This window comes from Roseovarius sp. B-10 (assembly GCF_056859295.1).
The window spans coordinates 140,110-157,692 of the sequence record NZ_JBSXOE010000035.1 but is presented as its reverse complement, the minus strand read 5'-3'; the positions used below and the strand labels follow the sequence as shown (position 1 = coordinate 157,692).

The 17,583-nt window shown below is 64.4% G+C and carries 27 protein-coding genes and 1 pseudogene; 22 read left to right on the top strand and 6 right to left on the bottom strand.

The window, feature by feature from the left end; genetic code table 11:
- Positions 1 to 46: 46 nt before the first annotated feature.
- Positions 47 to 142 (top strand): annotated as a pseudogene (locus AC13D8_RS12915) (IS481 family transposase); the annotation flags it as partial.
- Between the two features lie 47 nt (positions 143 to 189).
- Here AC13D8_RS12915 and AC13D8_RS12910 read toward each other — a convergent pair.
- From AC13D8_RS12910 to AC13D8_RS12900, 3 genes are all read right to left on the bottom strand, one after another.
- A complete protein-coding gene (locus AC13D8_RS12910) occupies positions 190 to 687 on the bottom strand; it encodes a hypothetical protein (RefSeq protein WP_482969233.1) in 498 nt (165 codons plus the stop codon).
- Between the two features lie 136 nt (positions 688 to 823).
- Positions 824 to 1,525, bottom strand: coding sequence for a response regulator (locus AC13D8_RS12905; protein ID WP_482969165.1), 702 nt, complete (start codon positions 1,523 to 1,525; stop codon positions 824 to 826).
- Positions 1,522 to 2,019 carry a MarR family winged helix-turn-helix transcriptional regulator gene (locus AC13D8_RS12900; RefSeq protein ID WP_482969164.1) on the bottom strand — a complete coding sequence of 166 codons (498 nt, stop codon included), beginning with the start codon at positions 2,017 to 2,019 and terminating at the stop codon, positions 1,522 to 1,524. The genes AC13D8_RS12905 and AC13D8_RS12900 overlap by 4 nt, the downstream gene beginning before the upstream one ends.
- Before the next feature lie 162 nt (positions 2,020 to 2,181).
- On the opposite strand from AC13D8_RS12900, the gene AC13D8_RS12895 reads away from it, so the two are divergent.
- On the top strand, positions 2,182 to 3,048 hold the full coding sequence (locus AC13D8_RS12895) for a branched-chain amino acid aminotransferase (RefSeq protein ID WP_104017216.1): 867 nt from the start codon (positions 2,182 to 2,184) through the stop codon (positions 3,046 to 3,048).
- 54 nt (positions 3,049 to 3,102) lie between these two features.
- On the opposite strand, the gene AC13D8_RS12890 is transcribed toward AC13D8_RS12895, so the two are convergent.
- Together AC13D8_RS12890 and AC13D8_RS12885 are read right to left on the bottom strand one after the other, a co-directional pair.
- The gene (locus tag AC13D8_RS12890) at positions 3,103 to 3,858 is read right to left on the bottom strand and encodes a class II aldolase and adducin N-terminal domain-containing protein (RefSeq protein ID WP_482969163.1); all 756 of its coding nucleotides are present in this window, start codon (positions 3,856 to 3,858) and stop codon (positions 3,103 to 3,105) included.
- Positions 3,855 to 4,298, bottom strand: coding sequence for a VOC family protein (locus tag AC13D8_RS12885; protein WP_482969162.1), 444 nt, complete (start codon positions 4,296 to 4,298; stop codon positions 3,855 to 3,857). The genes AC13D8_RS12890 and AC13D8_RS12885 overlap by 4 nt, the downstream gene beginning before the upstream one ends.
- 84 nt (positions 4,299 to 4,382) lie before the next feature.
- On the opposite strand from AC13D8_RS12885, the gene AC13D8_RS12880 reads away from it, so the two are divergent.
- The 13 genes from AC13D8_RS12880 (at position 4,383) to rpmD (ending at position 10,697) form a co-directional block, all read left to right on the top strand.
- The gene (locus tag AC13D8_RS12880) at positions 4,383 to 5,867 is read left to right on the top strand and encodes an AMP nucleosidase (RefSeq protein WP_482969161.1); all 1,485 of its coding nucleotides are present in this window, start codon (positions 4,383 to 4,385) and stop codon (positions 5,865 to 5,867) included.
- A 135-nt stretch (positions 5,868 to 6,002) separates the two neighbouring features.
- Entirely contained in the window at positions 6,003 to 6,290 is a 288-nt protein-coding gene (locus AC13D8_RS12875) for an HU family DNA-binding protein (protein ID WP_104017212.1), read from the top strand.
- Between the two features lie 214 nt (positions 6,291 to 6,504).
- Complete coding sequence (gene rpmC / locus AC13D8_RS12870; RefSeq protein WP_482969160.1) at positions 6,505 to 6,717, top strand: 50S ribosomal protein L29; 213 nt, start codon at positions 6,505 to 6,507, stop codon at positions 6,715 to 6,717.
- Between the two features lie 4 nt (positions 6,718 to 6,721).
- Positions 6,722 to 6,952, top strand: a complete 231-nt coding sequence (gene rpsQ / locus AC13D8_RS12865) for a 30S ribosomal protein S17 (protein ID WP_104017211.1) — start codon at positions 6,722 to 6,724, stop codon at positions 6,950 to 6,952.
- A 76-nt stretch (positions 6,953 to 7,028) separates the two neighbouring features.
- Complete coding sequence (gene rplN / locus AC13D8_RS12860) at positions 7,029 to 7,397, top strand: 50S ribosomal protein L14 (protein WP_104017210.1); 369 nt, start codon at positions 7,029 to 7,031, stop codon at positions 7,395 to 7,397.
- 1 nt (position 7,398) lies between these two features.
- Entirely contained in the window at positions 7,399 to 7,710 is a 312-nt protein-coding gene (gene rplX / locus AC13D8_RS12855; RefSeq protein ID WP_129434271.1) for a 50S ribosomal protein L24, read from the top strand.
- Positions 7,703 to 8,266 (top strand): 50S ribosomal protein L5, encoded by a 564-nt coding sequence (gene rplE / locus AC13D8_RS12850; protein WP_104017208.1) that lies wholly within the window; start codon positions 7,703 to 7,705, stop codon positions 8,264 to 8,266. Before rplX ends, rplE begins: the two co-directional genes overlap by 8 nt.
- 19 nt (positions 8,267 to 8,285) lie before the next feature.
- The gene (rpsN, locus tag AC13D8_RS12845) at positions 8,286 to 8,591 is read left to right on the top strand and encodes a 30S ribosomal protein S14 (protein ID WP_104017207.1); all 306 of its coding nucleotides are present in this window, start codon (positions 8,286 to 8,288) and stop codon (positions 8,589 to 8,591) included.
- A gap of 13 nt (positions 8,592 to 8,604) precedes the next feature.
- Positions 8,605 to 8,997 carry a 30S ribosomal protein S8 gene (gene rpsH / locus AC13D8_RS12840; protein WP_482969159.1) on the top strand — a complete coding sequence of 131 codons (393 nt, stop codon included), beginning with the start codon at positions 8,605 to 8,607 and terminating at the stop codon, positions 8,995 to 8,997.
- 13 nt (positions 8,998 to 9,010) lie between these two features.
- Positions 9,011 to 9,544: a 50S ribosomal protein L6 gene (gene rplF / locus AC13D8_RS12835; protein ID WP_104017205.1), complete on the top strand. Its 534-nt coding sequence runs from the start codon at positions 9,011 to 9,013 to the stop codon at positions 9,542 to 9,544.
- Positions 9,545 to 9,556: 12 nt separating this feature from the next.
- A complete protein-coding gene (rplR, locus tag AC13D8_RS12830; RefSeq protein WP_129434275.1) occupies positions 9,557 to 9,916 on the top strand; it encodes a 50S ribosomal protein L18 in 360 nt (119 codons plus the stop codon).
- A gap of 13 nt (positions 9,917 to 9,929) precedes the next feature.
- The gene (rpsE, locus tag AC13D8_RS12825) at positions 9,930 to 10,496 is read left to right on the top strand and encodes a 30S ribosomal protein S5 (protein ID WP_104017203.1); all 567 of its coding nucleotides are present in this window, start codon (positions 9,930 to 9,932) and stop codon (positions 10,494 to 10,496) included.
- 12 nt (positions 10,497 to 10,508) lie between these two features.
- Positions 10,509 to 10,697, top strand: coding sequence for a 50S ribosomal protein L30 (gene rpmD, locus AC13D8_RS12820; protein WP_129434277.1), 189 nt, complete (start codon positions 10,509 to 10,511; stop codon positions 10,695 to 10,697).
- A 584-nt stretch (positions 10,698 to 11,281) separates the two neighbouring features.
- Here the strand turns inward: rpmD and AC13D8_RS12815 are convergent.
- The gene (locus AC13D8_RS12815; protein ID WP_482969158.1) at positions 11,282 to 12,007 is read right to left on the bottom strand and encodes a vWA domain-containing protein; all 726 of its coding nucleotides are present in this window, start codon (positions 12,005 to 12,007) and stop codon (positions 11,282 to 11,284) included.
- 105 nt (positions 12,008 to 12,112) lie between these two features.
- Here AC13D8_RS12815 and AC13D8_RS12810 point away from each other — a divergent pair, with 105 nt between their 5' ends.
- From AC13D8_RS12810 to AC13D8_RS12780, 7 genes are all read left to right on the top strand, one after another.
- The gene (locus AC13D8_RS12810) at positions 12,113 to 12,751 is read left to right on the top strand and encodes a DsbA family protein (protein ID WP_482969157.1); all 639 of its coding nucleotides are present in this window, start codon (positions 12,113 to 12,115) and stop codon (positions 12,749 to 12,751) included.
- Between the two features lie 143 nt (positions 12,752 to 12,894).
- The gene (rplO, locus tag AC13D8_RS12805) at positions 12,895 to 13,368 is read left to right on the top strand and encodes a 50S ribosomal protein L15 (protein WP_482969156.1); all 474 of its coding nucleotides are present in this window, start codon (positions 12,895 to 12,897) and stop codon (positions 13,366 to 13,368) included.
- Positions 13,369 to 13,478: 110 nt separating this feature from the next.
- Positions 13,479 to 14,843: a preprotein translocase subunit SecY gene (gene secY / locus AC13D8_RS12800; protein ID WP_129434285.1), complete on the top strand. Its 1,365-nt coding sequence runs from the start codon at positions 13,479 to 13,481 to the stop codon at positions 14,841 to 14,843.
- The gene (locus AC13D8_RS12795) at positions 14,840 to 15,418 is read left to right on the top strand and encodes an adenylate kinase (RefSeq protein ID WP_482969155.1); all 579 of its coding nucleotides are present in this window, start codon (positions 14,840 to 14,842) and stop codon (positions 15,416 to 15,418) included. Before secY ends, AC13D8_RS12795 begins: the two co-directional genes overlap by 4 nt.
- Positions 15,419 to 15,614: 196 nt before the next feature.
- Entirely contained in the window at positions 15,615 to 15,983 is a 369-nt protein-coding gene (gene rpsM, locus AC13D8_RS12790; protein WP_104017195.1) for a 30S ribosomal protein S13, read from the top strand.
- Between the two features lie 15 nt (positions 15,984 to 15,998).
- Positions 15,999 to 16,388: a 30S ribosomal protein S11 gene (gene rpsK / locus AC13D8_RS12785; protein ID WP_104017194.1), complete on the top strand. Its 390-nt coding sequence runs from the start codon at positions 15,999 to 16,001 to the stop codon at positions 16,386 to 16,388.
- A gap of 112 nt (positions 16,389 to 16,500) precedes the next feature.
- Positions 16,501 to 17,517, top strand: coding sequence for a DNA-directed RNA polymerase subunit alpha (locus AC13D8_RS12780; RefSeq protein WP_482969154.1), 1,017 nt, complete (start codon positions 16,501 to 16,503; stop codon positions 17,515 to 17,517).
- Positions 17,518 to 17,583 lie beyond the last annotated feature (66 nt).

The window sequence follows — 17,583 nt, the reverse complement described above, 5'->3', positions numbered from 1 at the left end:
CACGGTTTGATGGTGCGATCCTTTCGCAGGCATGGAAGGAAGCATTATGGGACAAGTTCGTCACGGGAGCGCCACGACCACGCACACCGTCAAAGCTGCAATACAGCGATCGCAGGCTTCGCTCGCGGAGTTGAGCCGGGAGTGGCGCGGAGCGCGACGTGGGCGGCGCCCCTCTTTCCACCGCGGCGTTCAGGGGGCGTCGGCGATCTCGCCGGTGAGGGTGAAGAGCCGCTTCGGTCCGCCCGCTGGCTCGATCTTGAGCGCACCGACGCCGCGCTTGCCCGCGAACTGCCCGGTGCCGCTCACCAATTCCCAAAATCCGTTATCGTGCAACACCGGTTTCTCCACGCCTTTCATGAACACCGCGCGCACGGTGAACTTGACGATCGCCACGTCACCGTTCGGCGCTGTGAAGCGCAGGTAACCCTGGGGGTCGCCTGCGTTGGGCGGGTTGATGTCGTGCCAGCCGAACTCCGTGACATCGGCCCCGCCGAGCACGCCCTCTCCTTCCGAGACACCCTCGCGGCGCACGGCGAGCACGAAATGCTTGCTGCCGTCGCCCATCTCGAAGCGCATCTGCTCTTGCGGATCTAGAACGGTCGTCACCGAGACCGGCGCGGCCAGTGCAGTGCCGGCCAGAAGCGCGAGGCTGGTCGCCGTGGCGGTGAAAATTCTGGTCAATCGCATGTCGGATCACTCCTGTTGAAAATAGCGTGACCCCACCGGGGCCGTTCCCAGAAGGCGGGCTTGCGCGCCGAATCTCAACCGCAAACAGCGGATCGGCTCGTCACATTTGCGTGTGTGAATGTATTGCCCGTGACCGTCAGTCGGGGCTGAGCATGTAGCCCTCGCCGCGCACCGTCTGCAAGTAGCGCGGCTGTTTTGGATCGCTTTCGATCTTGCGGCGCAGGCGGGTGATCTGCACATCGACCGCGCGCTCCTGTGCCTGCCCGTTGTCGCGCCCCAGCTCCTCCACGAGCCGCGTGCGACTGATCGCCTGTCGCAGGTTCTCGGCGAAGATACGCATGAGCTGCACCTCGGTCGCCGTGAGCTTGACCGGTAGGCCCCCACGGCTCAGTTCACCGCGCTCGATATCATAGCGCGTAGGTCCCATTTGCACGATTTTGGGCTGTTTTTCCTCTGGCTCCGGCTCGGGCATCCGGCGCAGGATGGCGTTGATCCGCAGTAGCAGCTCGCGCGGCTCGAACGGCTTGGGCAGGTAGTCGTCGGCACCGGCCTCCAGCCCCTCGATGCGGTCGGTGGTTTCGCCCTTGGCTGTCAAGAGCAGGATCGGCGTGGAACTCGTTTCGCGCAGGGCGCGGGTGAGGTCCAGCCCGCTTTCGCCGGGCATCATCACGTCCATCACGATCAAGTCGAAATCAAGCCCCGCCAGCACCCGCCGCGCATGGCCAGCATCGCGCGCGACCGACACGAGAAAGCCCTGGCGTATAAGGAATTTGCGCAGCAGGTCGCGGATACGCTCGTCATCGTCCACAATAAGCAGGTGCGGAGCTGGCTCGGTCATGTGTCGGACTCCCTGATCGCGTGGTAGAGGCTGCGCAACTCGGGCTCCATCATCGCCTCAAGCACCTGCCGGAATCCGGCCACCGCTTGCGGGCCGGCGGCGCGGTAGGCGGCGCGCATGCGCGCGCGCTGTGCGTCCGAGAGCTTGCGTTCCAGCGCCGCCCCGGCCTCGGTAAGGTGCAGGTTTCGCTCGCGCCGGTCGCTGGTGCCCACGCGGCTTTCCACCAGCCCGTCCTCTATCAGCGTGCGCAATACCCGGTTGAGCGATTGCTTGGTCACGCCAAGGATGGCGAGGAGGTTGTTGACGGTGGTGCCGGGGATGCGCGCGATGAAATGCAGCGCCCGGTGATGGGCGCGGCCATAGGCCATGGTCGCAAGGATGCGGTCGGGATCGGCGGTGAAGCCGCGATAGGCGAAGAACATCGCCTCGATCCCCTGCCGCAACTGTTCGTCGGTGAGAAACAAGAGGTTCTCGCCACCCTGCATCTCTCCCATACCGGCACCCCGTTCACAAATCATCGTCCTTGAGATGACATTACGTCAGCTTTATTGACATTCCAAGATCGAATTGGTAGCGAATCGTGGAAACCGCGTAATTTTATGTCCGATGTGGTCGTAATTGGCGCAATAAATGGAAATACGGTGAAGGACTGGCTCATGGCAAGCTATGATGATCGCGACGGCAAGATCTGGATGGATGGCAAGCTCATCGATTGGCGTGACGCCAATGTGCACATCCTCAGCCACGCGTTGCATTATGCAAGCTCGGTTTTCGAAGGCGAGCGTTGTTACAGTGGCAAGGTATTCAAGAGCCGGGCGCACTCCGAGCGGCTGCTGAAATCGGGCGAGCTGATGGACATGCCGATCCCCTACAGCGTGGACGAGATCGAGGCCGCCAAGCGCGCGGTGCTCGACGCCAACGGGCTGAGCGATGCCTATGTGCGGGTGCTGGCGTTTCGCGGCGCGGGCGAGGACATGGGCGTAGCGGCCGCGCGCAACCCGATCCGCATGGCGGTCACCGCCTGGGAATGGGGCAGCTATTACGGCGACGCCAAGACCAGGGGCGCCAAGCTCGACATCGCCAAGTGGAAGCGCCCGAGCCCCGAGACCATCCCCGTCGCGGCCAAGGCGGCCGGCCTCTACATGATCTGCACCATGTCCAAACACGCCGCCGAGGCCAAGGGGTGCTCAGACGCTATGTTCCTTGATTATCGCGGATACGTGGCCGAGGCGACGGGGGCCAACATCTTCTTCGTCAAGGATGGCGAGGTGCACACGCCACTGCCCGACGCGATTCTCAACGGGCTGACGCGGCAGACCGTGATCGGCCTCTTGAAGGACCGGCAGATCAAGGTGCACGAGCGCCACATCATGCCAGAGGAACTGGAAGGGTTCGAACAGTGCTGGCTCACCGGGTCGGCCGCCGAGGTCACGCCGGTGGGGCAGATCGGCGATTACAGCTTCGAGGTGGGCGCGATGACCCGCGACATCGCGGAAGCCTACGAGGCGCTGGTGCGCGCCTGACGCAGGTAGCCGCGTCCCGCAGGCGTGGCGCCGGCCTCTCCGGCGCCCGCCCGCTCAGGCCGCGTAATCCGATCCTTCTGCGTCGAGGATGGCCTTCAACTCGTCGAGGTGACGCTCGGCCTGTTCGGGATATTCCTCGAGCTCGCGCGCGGTCTTTTCCGCCACGGCGTCCGAGAGCACCCGAAGCGGCCGCCCGGTCTGGAGCGCGCGGATGTAGGTCTCGGCGGCGCGCTCGAAATAATAGAGGCGGTTGAACGTCTCGGCCACCGTGTCGCCGATCACCATGACGCCGTGATTGCCCATCACCAGCACCTTGTGCCGCGGATCGCGCAAAAGCCGTGCGCAGCGCGCGCCCTCGTCTTCGAACGCCAGCCCGCCATAGGCCTCGTCCACCACATGGCGGTTGTAGAAGGTGGCGCAGTTCTGGTCGATGGGCTGCAGGCGGCTGTCCTCGAGGCAGGCGAGCACGGTGGCGTGGATCGAATGCACGTGCATGGCGCAGCGCGCGTGGCCGCAATGCCGATGCAGCCCGCCATGCAGCCCCCAGGCCGTCGGGTCGGGCGCGCCCGGCTTGTCCATGGTGTCGGGGTCCGTGGCGTCCACCTCGATCAGGTCGCTGGCGCGGATGCGGGCGAAATGCATCTGGTTGGGGTTCATCAGGAACCGCGTGCCGTCCTCGTTGATGGCGAGGCTGAAATGGTTGGCCACCGCCTCGTGCATCCCCAGCCGCGCGGTCCAGCGAAAGGCAGCGGCGAGGTCCACGCGCGCCTGCCAGTGCTCCATGTTGGGCTTGAGTTCGGTTACGCTCATATGTCTTTCCTTTCGTCATCGGTCAGGGGGCGCGAGGCCGCCCACGCATAGCCGTTCTCGCACAGGATGCAGGTCTCGCGCAGTCCGTGCGGCTTGTTGGCGGGGGCCTGCAGGACGTGCCCGCCCGCGCCCTCCGCCCGCGCGGCGGCGCGATCGGGGTCGCTGTCGAACAGGTGCAGCGACGCCCCCGCGCCGCGTGGCGGGCTCTCGGGCACGAGGCCGAGCAGGGGGTGTGCCCCGTAGGTGTGATCGGCGTGAAGCTGGATCAGATGGCCGTGGTATTCCATGATCGCAAAATCCTCGCTCAGCCGGTGCGGCACCATGCCGAACACCTCCGCGAGAAAGGCCGCCTCTGCGGACACATCGCGCACCAGCAGGTTGAGGCCAAAGCCCCGCAGGCTTGCCCCGAACTGTGCCGGGCTGACGGTCTCAAGATTCATGCGCATGCTCCTTTGGGGCGCAGCTTGATCGCGGCCCCCGCCCGTGTCAACGTGGCGCGCACATCCCCGCGACAGGACGCAGCCATGCCCCCCGCCGACCCGGATATTCCGCTCCTGCCACCCGATTTGCCCGGGCCAGAGGCATTTACTTGCGCGCGCGCGGCGGTCGATCGGCTGTGCCTGCTCTACGAGCGTGGAACGCAGTTCCTGTGCGATGCATTCGCTGGCGCGATCACCGGCAAGATCCCGCCGCGGCGTGTCCGCGCGCTTTACCCCGAAATCCGGCTGACCACGACCACCTTCGCCACCATCGACAGCCGGCTGAGCTTTGGTCACGTCTCCTATCCCGGCACCTATGCCACCACTATCACCCGGCCCGACCTCTTTCGCGCCTATCTTGAGCAGCAGATCGGCCTGCTTCTGGACAATCACGGCGTGCCGGTCACCATCGGGCTATCGGAGACACCGATGCCCGTGCATTTCGCGGTGGCGGGCGAGGCGGCGCTCGACGTGCCGCAGGAGGGGGCGGCGGCGTTCACCTTGCGCGACGTGTTCGACGTGCCCGACCTCGCGACCACCAATGACGACATCGTAAACGGCACCTGGCAGCCGGTCCCCGATGGCACCCGCCCGCTCGCGCCATTCACCGCGCAGCGGGTGGATTACTCGCTGGCGCGGCTGGCGCATTACACTGCCACCGATCCGGGGCATTTCCAGAACTACGTGCTGTTCACTAACTATCAGTTCTACGTGGCCGAGTTCGAGGCCTTCGCGCGGCAGGCGCTCGGCACGCCCGAGAGCGGCTATACTGCCTTCGTGGTGCCCGGCAACGCCACGATCACCGGCCCCGATGCCAATCTGCCCGCGTCCGACCGGCTGCCGCAGATGCCTGCCTATCACCTCAAGCGCGCCGATGGCGCTGGGATCACGCTCGTCAATATCGGTGTGGGGCCGTCCAACGCCAAGACCGCGACCGACCACATCGCCGTGCTGCGCCCCCATGCCTGGGTGATGGTGGGCCATTGCGCGGGGCTGAGGAATTCGCAGTCGCTGGGCGATTTCGTGCTGGCCCATGCCTACCTGCGCGAGGATCGCGTGCTCGACGCCGACCTGCCCGCCTGGGTGCCGATACCGGCGCTGGCCGAGATCCAGATCGCCTTGCAGGAGGCGGTGGCCGCCGAAACCCAACTCGACGGGTTCGATCTCAAGCGGGTGATGCGCACCGGCACCGTGGCCAGCGTTGACAACCGCAACTGGGAATTGCGCGAGCATGCGGGCCCGGTGCAGCGGCTCTCGCAGTCGCGCGCCATCGCACTCGACATGGAGAGCGCGACGGTCGCCGCCAACGGCTTTCGCTTCCGTGTGCCTTATGGCACGCTTCTGTGCGTCTCCGACAAGCCGCTTCAGGGCGAGCTGAAACTGCCCGGCATGGCCTCGGATTTCTACCGGTCACAGGTCTCGCGCCACCTGATGATCGGGATTCGCGCGATGGAATCGCTGCGGCGAATGCCGCTCGAACGCATCCACAGCCGCAAATTGCGCTCGTTCGAGGAGACAGCGTTCCTCTGACTGAGCGAAAATCGGCACAAAATGCGGGAAAAACCCTTGCTTTTGCCCCCTAGTCGTTGTGTTTGACCACATCATGGCGTTTAATCGCGCCACCGAGGCCCCAGAGACGGGCAGTGATACGAAGGAGACCGAACAATGGCGAAGCCGATGACCAAGACCCAGCTCGTTGCCGCACTGGCCGAGGAGATGGGCAGCGACAAGAAATCTGCCGGTGCCGCGCTCGACGCGGTGGTGGCCGTCGTCACCCGCGAAGTGTCGAATGGTGGCGCCGTGCCGCTGCCGGGCGTGGGCAAGATCTACTGCCGCGAGCGCCCCGAACGCATGGTGCGCAACCCCGCTACCGGCGAGCAGATGCGCAAGCCTGCCGACCGCCAGGTCAAGATGACCTTTGCCAAGGCGCTCAAGGACAGCGTCAACGGCTGACCGCTGCCAGGCCGCCCGGTGTTCCGGGCGGCCCCTTTGGTCCGGGTTGGCAATTCTTCCCTTGCCCTCCGTGACCGCCTCCCTTATAGAGCCGCAATCCGCGCCCCGGCCCAGGCTGGGGATTCGTGCGTGATGAAATCCATCCACCGGGTTTCGGGTGACCCTGAGACGCTTGTCAGGGGCTCGCCGGTGTTTTGAGAAGGAAGTTATGGCGATGAATGCCAGCGATCTGCGTGACAAGACCCCGGACCAGCTCCGGGACGAGCTTGTCCGGCTCAAGAAAGAACAGTTCAACCTGCGGTTCCAGGCGGCCACCGGCCAGCTTGAGAACGCCGCGCAGATGCGTCGCGCCCGCCGCGACGCCGCGCGCGTGAAAACGATCCTCAACGAGAAGGCCCGCGGTGCGGCCGCCGAGCAGGGAGCCTGAGACCATGCCCAAACGAATCCTGCAAGGCACCGTCACTTCGGACGCCAACGCCCAGACCGTCACCGTTTCGGTCGAGCGCCGTTTCAAGCACCCGGTCCTGCAAAAGACCATCCGCAAGTCCAAGAAGTACCGGGCGCATGACGAGAACAACACCTTCAAGAAAGGTGACGCGGTTCGCATCATCGAGTGCGCGCCGAAATCCAAGTCGAAACGCTGGGAGGTGCTGGAGGCCTGAACCTTCGCACCATCCGGTTTGATCGAAACCCTGGGGGAAAGAGCCAGAACAGCCCCCACAGGTCGGGAGAAACCACATGATCCAGATGCAGACCAATCTGGATGTCGCTGACAACTCCGGCGCACGCCGGGTGCAGTGCATCAAGGTCCTGGGTGGGTCCAAGCGCAAGTATGCGTCCGTGGGCGACATCATCGTCGTCTCGGTAAAGGAAGCCATCCCACGCGGCCGCGTGAAAAAGGGCGACGTGCGCAAGGCCGTCGTCGTGCGCACCGCCAAGGAGGTCCGTCGCGAGGACGGCACCGCCATCCGCTTTGACCGCAACGCCGCGGTGATCCTCAACAACGCAGGCGAGCCCGTCGGCACCCGTATCTTCGGGCCGGTCGTGCGCGAGCTGCGGTCCAAGAACTTCATGAAGATCATCTCGCTCGCCCCGGAGGTGCTGTAAGATGGCTGCGAAACTGAAGAAGGGCGACAAGGTCGTCGTGCTCGCCGGTAAGGACAAGGGCCAGACCGGCACCATCCTCAGCGTCGATCCCAAGGCCGGCAAGGCCGTGGTCGAGGGCGTGAACATGGCGATCCGCCACACCCGCCAGAGCCAGCAGACGCAGGGCGGACGCATCCCCAAGGCGATGCCGATCGATCTCAGCAACCTCGCCATGCTCGACAAGAACGGCAAGGCCACCCGCGTCGGTTTCCGGACCGAGGGCGACAAGAAGGTGCGCTACGCCAAGACCACGGGGGACGCGATCGATGCTTGATACCGCAACCTATACCCCGCGCCTGCGCACGCAGTTCCGCGACACGATCAAGCCCGCTCTGAAGGAAGAGTTCGGCTATACCAACGACTTGATGATCCCGCGTCTTGACAAGATCGTGCTCAATATCGGCTGCGGCGCCGAGGCGGTGAGGGACTCCAAGAAGGCCAAGTCGGCGCAGGAAGACCTGTCCGCCATCGCAGGCCAGAAGGCGGTCACCACCACGGCACGCAATTCCATCGCCGGCTTCCGTCTGCGCGAGGGGATGCCGATCGGTGCCAAGGTCACGCTGCGCGGCGACCGGATGTATGACTTCCTCGATCGTCTCATCACCGTGGCCATGCCCCGCATCCGCGACTTCCGCGGCGTCTCGGGCAAGTCCTTCGACGGTCACGGCAATTATGCGATGGGCATCAAGGAACACATCGTCTTTCCCGAAATCAACTTCGACAAGGTCGACGAAGTCTGGGGGATGGATATCATCATCACAACCACGGCGAAGACCGACGCTGAAGCCAAGGCGCTGTTGAAGCTTTTCAACATGCCCTTCAACAGCTGAGCCGGGGGAGGATCAAGACATGGCCAAGAAAGCAATGATCGAGCGCGAGAAGAAGCGCCAGAAGTTGGTGGATCGTTACGCAAAGAAGCGTGCCGCGCTCAAGGAGATCATCAACGATCAGGACAAGCCGATGGAAGAGCGTTTCCGCGCCTCCCTCAAGCTCGCGCAACTGCCGCGCAACAGCTCGGCCACGCGCCTGCACAACCGCTGTCAGCTTACGGGGCGTCCGCACGCCTATTACCGCAAGCTGAAAATCAGCCGGATCGCGCTGCGCGACCTGGGCTCCGCCGGGCAACTGCCCGGCGTGGTGAAATCGAGCTGGTAAGGAGACCCGTGTGATGAACGATCCTATCGGCGATATGCTCACCCGTATCCGCAACGCGCAGATGCGCGGCAAATCCACCGTGCGCACGCCCGCCTCGAAGATGCGCGTTCGCGTGCTCGACGTGCTGGCCTCCGAGGGCTATATTCGCGGCTACGATAGCGCGACCGGTGCCACGGGCCACCCGGAGCTGGAAATCAGCCTCAAGTACTACGAGGGCACCCCGGTCATCCACGAGATGAAGCGGGTCTCCAAGCCCGGCCGCCGCGTCTATATGGGCGTCAAGGACATCCCGCAGGTCCGTCAGGGTCTCGGCGTGTCGATTGTCTCCACCCCCAAGGGTGTGATGTCGGATGCAGCCGCGCGCGCAGCCAATGTTGGCGGCGAAGTGCTCTGCACGGTATTTTGAGGGAGGCCCGGACATGTCTCGTATCGGCAAGCAACCCGTGGCCCTGCCCGATGGCGTCACCGCCACGCTCTCGGGCCAGACCATCGAAATCAAGGGTCCCAAGGACGCCAAGACCTTCACCGCGACCGACGATGTGACCATCACTATCGAAGATGGCACCATCACGGTCACGCCGCGCGGCAAGTCCAAGCGCGCGCGCCAGCAATGGGGCATGACCCGCACGGTCATCGCCAACATGGTGCACGGCGCCAAGGAGAATTTCCGCCAGGAGCTGGAAATCCGCGGGGTCGGTTACCGGGCAGCGGTGCAGGGCAACGTGCTCAGGCTCAACCTCGGCTACAGCCATGACGTGGATTTCCCGATCCCCGACGGCGTGACCGTTACGGCGCCCAAGCAGACCGAACTGGTGGTTGAGGGCACCGACAAGCAGCTCGTCGGACAAGTCGCGGCCAATATCCGCGACTGGCGGCGCCCCGAGCCCTACAAGGGCAAGGGCATCCGCTACAAGGGCGAGTATATCTTCCAGAAGGAAGGCAAGAAGAAGTAAGGAACGCGACAGATGGCAAACAGCAAGAGAAAACTGTTCCAGAAACGCCGCCTGCGCGTTCGGAGCAAACTTCGCAAGGTGAATGCGGGGCGCGTGCGCCTCTCGGTGCACCGGTCGAACAAGAATATCAGCGTGCAGCTCATCGACGATGTGCAGGGCGTGACGCTGGCGGCGGCCTCGACCTTGGAAAAGGACCTGGGCTTCGTGGGCAAATGCACTGTCGAGGCGGCGGCCAAGGTCGGCGAGGCGGTTGCCGAGCGGGCAAAGAAGGCCGGGGTGACCGAGGCGTATTTCGATCGCGGCGGCTTCATCTATCATGGCCGCGTCAAGGCGCTGGCCGATGCCGCGCGCGACGCCGGGCTGAAGATCTGAGGAGACGAGAGATATGGCAAGAGATGACAACCGCCGAGACCGTCGCGACCGCGACGAAGCTCCGGAATTCGCCGACCGTCTCGTCGCGATCAACCGCGTCAGCAAGACGGTGAAGGGCGGCAAGCGCTTCGGGTTCGCGGCGCTCGTCGTCGTCGGTGACCAGAAGGGGCGCGTAGGCTTTGGCAAGGGCAAGGCCAAGGAGGTCCCGGAGGCGATCCGAAAGGCCACCGAGGCCGCCAAGCGTGGCATGATGCGCGTTCCTCTGCGCGAGGGCCGCACCCTGCACCACGATATCGAGGGACGTCACGGCGCGGGCAAGGTGGTGATGCGCACCGCCCCGCACGGCACCGGCATCATCGCCGGCGGCCCGATGCGCGCCGTGTTCGAGATGCTGGGTGTTCAGGACGTGGTCGCCAAGTCGAACGGCTCGCAGAACCCCTACAACATGATCCGCGCCACGCTTGATGGCCTGCGCAAGCAGACCAGCCCGCGCATGGTCGCCCAGCGCCGTGGCAAGAAGGTTGCCGACATCCTGAAACGGGGTGACGAGGCACCGGCCGCCGAGCCGGCAGAAGCGTAAGGAGACCTGAGCATGGCAAAGACCATCGTCGTCAAGCAGATCGGCTCGCCGATCCGCCGCCCCGAGAAACAGCGCCAGACCCTGATCGGTCTGGGCCTGAACAAGATGCACAAGACCCGCGAGCTTGAAGACACGCCCGCGGTGCGCGGCATGATCGCCAAGATCCCGCATATGGTGCAGATCGTCGAGGAAAAGGGCTGAGCACCGTTTTCCTGCTAGGAAAACGTCCCGGAAACGTTTGAAGTTTCCCGTGTCCTAGAATGAACGCCCCGGCTAGTGATGGCCGGGGCGTTTTGCTTTAACCATAACGCGCGCATTATGTATTATGAATTATTACCGCGAGAGTGTTTTCTCGCGACAGTCTTACCAGCGGCCCGCACATTGATTCGTCACAAATGCTTCCGAAACGCCATCTGCTCTACAAACGGGGTCCATTATCATTCCCGGGCAATCAGGGACATTCTCAGTGACAATGGTATGGCTTTTTGCCCGCATGACAGCATTGGCCGGGAGGGGAACTCTTCCTGCACCCACCTCCATGCGCGATGGATTGTTCCCATGTTTGACGCTCCAGCCCTATCTGCCCAGCTACGGCCGCGATGGTCGGCGTGGATGCAACGAACGGAAGAAGGAGGGTGACAAAGAAAATGTATTTCATAATGAGTCCTCTGGTGAAAGAAGCCGTTAACCGATCGTTAACATTCGTTAAGATAAGCGTTCTGGGTGACCCCCACAACTGAAACGAGAACGCGAACTTTAATGATCGTTGGGGCTATCTTAGCGTCTTATGTCTTTGTTCTAATCAGGATCGTTTGCTCGCCACGTCGCATTCCCACCACCACACACCCCAGCGTCACCCGCAGCGCGTCGGTCAGTTCGTCCACCGTCTCGGTGGACACGAACAGCCCGCCGGTGGCATCGGGCAGGCATTTTGCCACCGTCTGCCCATCCAGCGCCTTTGCCTCGGGGCTGTTCCACGAAAACGGGTCATAGACCACGCGAAAGCCGATGACGTGCACGGTCAGCCCCGGCGCGGTCTCTGCCAGCCGCGCGCCCAATGCGCAGGGTGTGCCGCCGCAGGTCTCGTTGCCGTCGGTCACCAGCACCACGATCCCCTCGCCGCTCAGCACGTCCGCCGCCGCCGCGACCGAGGCCGCGAGCGGCGTGAGGCCACCGGGGGCGAGTCCCTCTATCTCCGCCACCACCGCGGGGCCTGCATCGGCCCGGGGGCCAAAGCGCAGGTCGATCCCCGAACAGGCATTACTCCCGCCCGGCCCGTAGGTCAGCAGCCCCACCCGCCGGTAGGGCGCGATATCCGGCATCGCCGCGCGCACCGCGCGGCGCGCGTCCTCGATCCTCGTGGGCGCAGTCAGGTCATGGCCCACCTCACCCATCGAGCCCGACCCATCGAAGACCAGCATCGCGTCGCGCGCGCAGCCCGCCGCCGCCTGCGGCGCGGGGCCGGGCAGCGCGGTCAGGCTCAGGGCAAGGCAAAGGGGCAGGGCGCGCATGGGCAGGTTCCGTGACAGGCTCTTCGCAGCGTAACGCGCCCGCGCCCGGTGTCCACAAAAAGGGTTTCGATGGTACCGCGCGAGCCAAGCGGCTAGGCTCGCCCCATGCAGACCATCGAATATTTCTATTCGGCACACTCGGCCTTTGCCTGGCTCGGCTCGGCGTGCCTGTCGGAAATCTGTGCCCGCCACGGCGCGCGGCTCTTGCACAAGCCCATCGAGTTGTCCCCGGTGGTGGAGGCCGCGGGCGGCCAGCCCTTCTCCGGGCGCACACAGGCGCATGTGGATTACTTCTTTGGCCGCGATATAGAGCATTGGGCCGAGTATCGCGGCGTTGCCGTGATCCACTGCCGCCCCACCCATCACGACGCACCGCTCGCCCTGCCCAACGGCGCGATCATCGCGGCGCAGGATGCGGGGCAGGGGGCCGATGCGCTGGCCCACGCGATTCTCGGCGCGCATTGGCGCGACGATGCCGATATCTCGGACCCGGCCACGCTCGCGCCGCTGATCGCGGGATGCGGCCTGGATGCCGACGCCATACTCGCCGCCGCGCGCGCCGCGCCGGTGCAGGCGCTGCACCGCGCCAACACCGAAGAGGCGATCGCGCGCCACGTCTTCGGCTCGCCCACCTATGTCGTCGGCGGCGATCCGTTCTACGGGCAGGACCGGCTCGCATTGGTGGAACGCGCGCTCACCCGGCCCTTTGCCCCAAGCACATGGCGCAACCCGCCCGTGGGCTGACAGACGGGCGGGCAACTCGGCCCTTGATCCCCGCGCGACCTGCGTCTATACGCGCCCGGTGGCCCGAGGGCCCTCATCAACCAGCAAAGCCGTGTTCGGCCGCTCCCGTCGCTGGGGGCCGCATCCGGCAAGGAGAAGCGACAATGAAACTGCACGAACTTCGTGACAACGACGGCGCGACCAAGCGCAAGAAACGCATCGGCCGCGGCCCCGGCTCTGGCATGGGCAAGATGGGCGGACGCGGCATCAAGGGCCAGAAATCCCGCTCTGGCGTGGCGATCAAGGGCTACGAGGGCGGCCAGATGCCGCTCTATCAGCGCCTGCCCAAGCGCGGCTTCACCAAGCCGAACCGCAAATCCTACGCGGTGGTCAACCTTGGCCTGATCCAGAAATTCGTCGAGGCCGGCAAGATCGACGCCGCCCAGCCGATCACCGAGGACGTGCTCGTGGCCTCGGGCCTCGTGCGGCGCAAGCTCGACGGCATTCGTGTGCTGGCCAAGGGCGAGGTAAGCGCCAAGCTCGACCTGCAAGTGTCCGGCGCGTCGAAATCCGCTGTCGCGGCGGTCGAGCAGGCCGGGGGCAGCCTTACGGTCACGACGGCGCAGGCCGCCGAATAAGAGGTTGTGAGCGGGCCTGCGCCCGCTTACATACGCCTCAGGTTTTCCGATGACGCCGCCTGAGCTGAAAACCGGCTTTGGCGGCGTTCGCACATGAGAGAGACCCGCGCATGGTATCTGCAGCAGAGCAAATGGCCGCCAACACAAGCTGGTCCGCGCTTGGCAAGGCCACCGATCTCCGCAACCGCATCCTGTTCACGCTCGGGCTGCTGATCGTCTATCGCCTCGGCACCTTCATTCCCGTCCCCGGCATCGACGGCGCCGCGCTTCGTGAATTCATGGAGGGGGCGCAGGCCACCATCGGCGGGATGCTGTCGATGTTCACCGGCGGCGCACTGGGGCGGATGGGCATCTTCGCGCTCGGCATCATGCCCTATATCTCGGCCTCGATCATCGTGCAGCTTCTCTCGGCGATGGTGCCCACGCTTCAGCAGTTGAAGAAAGAGGGCGAGCAGGGCCGCAAGAAACTCAACCAGTACACGCGTTACGGCACGGTGGGGCTTGCGACGCTGCAAAGCTACGGCCTCGCGGTCAGCCTGCAATCGGGCGACATGGTCACCGATCCGGGCCTGTTCTTCATCGCGTCGTGCATGATCACGCTGGTCGGCGGCACCATGTTCCTGATGTGGCTGGGCGAACAGATCACCGCGCGCGGCGTGGGCAACGGCATCTCGCTCATCATCTTCGTCGGCATCATCGCCGAGGTGCCGGCGGCCCTGGCACAGTTCTTCGCCTCCGGTCGCTCGGGCGCGATCAGCCCGGCGGTCATCATCGGCGTGATGGTGATGGTGGTGGCGGTCATTGCCTTCGTGGTGTTCATGGAGCGCAGCTTGCGCAAGATCCACATCCAGTACCCGCGCCGGCAAGTGGGGATGAAGGTCTATGACGGCGGCTCGTCGCACCTGCCGGTCAAGGTCAACCCGGCGGGCGTGATCCCGGCGATCTTCGCCTCCTCGCTGTTGCTTCTGCCTGCCACGGTGGGGACGTTCTCGGGTAATGCCACCAGCCCGGTGATGTCCACGATCCTTGCCTATTTCGGCCCGGGACAGCCGCTCTATCTGGTGTTCTTCACCGCGATGATCGTGTTCTTCACGTATTTCTACACGTTCAACGTGGCGTTCAAGCCCGATGACGTGGCCGAGAACCTCAAGAACCAGAACGGGTTCGTGCCCGGCATCCGCCCGGGCAAGCGCACCGAGCAATTCATCGAATACGTCCTCAACCGCATCCTCGTGCTGGGGTCGGCCTATCTCGTGGCGGTCATGCTCCTGCCGGAAATCCTGCGCAGCCAGTTCGCGATCCCGTTCTATTTCGGTGGCACGTCGGTGCTGATTGTGGTCTCGGTCACGATGGACACAATCCAGCAGGTGCAATCGCATCTCCTGGCCCATCAATACGAGGGGCTGATCGAGAAATCGCAACTGAGCGGCAAGGGCCGCAAGAAGGGACGCCGCAAGGGAGGGACCCGCCGATGAACATCATTCTTCTGGGGCCGCCGGGCGCGGGCAAGGGCACGCAGGCGCAGATGCTTGTCGAGAGCCGCGACATGATCCAGCTCTCCACCGGCGACATGCTGCGCGAGGCCAAGGACAGCGGCTCCGAGATGGGTCGGATCGTGGCCGACGTGATGGCGCGTGGCGACCTCGTGACCGACGAGATCGTGATCGGTCTCATCCGCGAGAAACTGCAGGGCGACAAGCGCGGCGGGTTCATCTTCGACGGCTTTCCGCGCACGCTGGCGCAGGCAGACGCGCTTGCCGACCTGCTCGACGAGCAGGGCGAGACGCTCGACGCCGTGGTCGAGATGCAGGTCGATGACGATACGCTGGTCAAGCGCATCGTCGGCCGCGCCGCCGAGGCGGCGGCGGCAGGGCAACCCGTGCGCGCCGACGACAACGAGGAGAGCGTCCGCCACCGGTTGATGGAGTACTACAAGAAAACCGCGCCGCTCATCGGCTATTACCACGCCAAGGGCAAGCTTGCGCCGGTCGATGGCATGGGCAGCATGGACGAGGTCAAGGCGGCTATCGCGGCGACGCTCGACAAATAACCGGACGGGGGCTTGACGCCCCCTTCATTTCCCCATAACCAGCCCTATCTCTCAAGCGAGAGCGATTCCCGCCGGGGGCGGCCCGGTGGTATCGACATCCCGAATTCAGCTGCGGCCCGGAGCGGTAAACGCCTCGGGCCTGCGTTGTGAAAAAAGGTTCTGGAGCTACGGAACCGCAACGAAAAGGAAAAGACACTTGGCACGTATCGCCGGCGTTAACATCCCGACATCGAAACGGGTGCCCGTCGCCCTCACCTACATCACCGGAATCGGCCCCTCCTCGGCACGGGCCATCTGCGAGGCCACCGGCATCGACCAGGCCCGCCGCGTCAACGAGCTCTCGGACGCCGAGGCATTGGCCCTGCGCGAGCATATCGACGCCAACTTCACCGTCGAGGGCGACCTGCGCCGCGAAACGCAGATGAACATCAAGCGCCTGATGGACCTCGGCTGCTATCGCGGCCTGCGCCACCGCCGCAACCTGCCGGTCCGTGGCCAGCGCACCCATACCAACGCCCGCACCCGCAAGGGCCCGGCGAAACCCATCGCCGGCAAGAAGAAATAAGGGAGGGCAGCAGATATGGCACGCGATACCAAACGCACGAAAAAGAAGGCCTCCAAGAACATCGCCACAGGCGTGGCGCATGTGAACTCGTCCTTCAACAACACCAAGATCCTGATCTCAGACGTGCAGGGCAATGCCATCGCATGGTCGTCGGCTGGCACCATGGGTTTCAAGGGCTCGCGCAAGTCGACCCCCTATGCCGCGCAGCTTGCCGCCGAAGACGCGGGCAAGAAGGCGCAGGAACACGGGATGCGCACGCTCGAGGTCGAGGTTCAGGGCCCCGGATCGGGCCGCGAATCGGCGCTGCGCGCGCTCGCGGCAGTGGGGTTCAATATTACCTCGATCCGCGATGTGACGCCGATCGCGCACAACGGCTGCCGCCCGCCGAAGCGTCGCCGCGTCTGATCGGATCGTTTACCAAGCGGGCCGCGCCATCCGCGCGGCCCGCCACGTCATTTTAAAACCTCGGGCGTCGCGGCCCACCGGACATGGGGCGGCGACAGGAATGGAGGGATGCATGATCCACAAGAATTGGGCCGAGCTGGTCAAGCCGACACAGCTCGAGATCAAGCCGGGCAACGATCCGCTGCGCCAGGCGGTTGTCGTGGCCGAGCCTCTCGAGCGCGGCTTCGGCCTCACGCTCGGCAACGCGCTGCGGCGCGTGCTGCTCTCGTCGCTCCAGGGCGCGGCCATCACTGCGGTGCAGATGGACAACGTGCTGCACGAGTTCTCCAGCGTGCCGGGTGTGCGCGAGGATGTCACCGACATCGTGCTCAACCTCAAGGGCGTGGCCATCCGCATGGAGGTCGAAGGACCCAAGCGGTTGACCGTCAACGCCAAGGGGCCGGGTATCGTCACCGCCGGTGACATCTCCGACAGCGCCGGCATCGAGATCCTCAACCGGGAACATGTCATCTGCCACCTCGACGAGGGGGCGGAATTCTACATGGAACTGACGGTGAATACCGGCAAGGGCTATGTCGCCGCCGACAAGAACAAGCCCGAGGACGCGCCCATCGGCCTGATCCCGATCGACGCGATCTATTCGCCGATCACCAAGGTCAGCTACGAGGTGCAGCCCACCCGCGAGGGGCAGGTGCTGGATTACGACAAGCTGACCATGAAGATCGAGACCGACGGCGCCATCACCCCCGAGGATGCCGTCGCATATGCCGCGCGTATCATCCAGGATCAGCTGTCGATCTTCGTCAACTTCGACGAGCCGGAATCGGCAGGGCGCCAGGACGACGAGGACGGGCTGGAATTCAATCCGCTCCTGCTCAAGAAGGTGGACGAACTCGAACTCAGCGTGCGGTCGGCCAACTGCCTCAAGAACGACAACATCGTCTATATCGGCGATCTCATCCAGAAGACCGAGGCCGAGATGCTGCGCACGCCGAACTTCGGCCGCAAGTCGCTCAACGAGATCAAGGAAGTGCTCTCGGGCATGGGGCTGCACCTCGGCATGGATGTCGAGGACTGGCCGCCGGACGATATCGAGGACCTCGCCAAGAAATTCGAGGACGCCTTTTGAGATAAGGGGACGGAAACTTGAAAAGTTTCCGTTCCGATTTCTTTTCAGGAAATCGGTTTCCCCGAC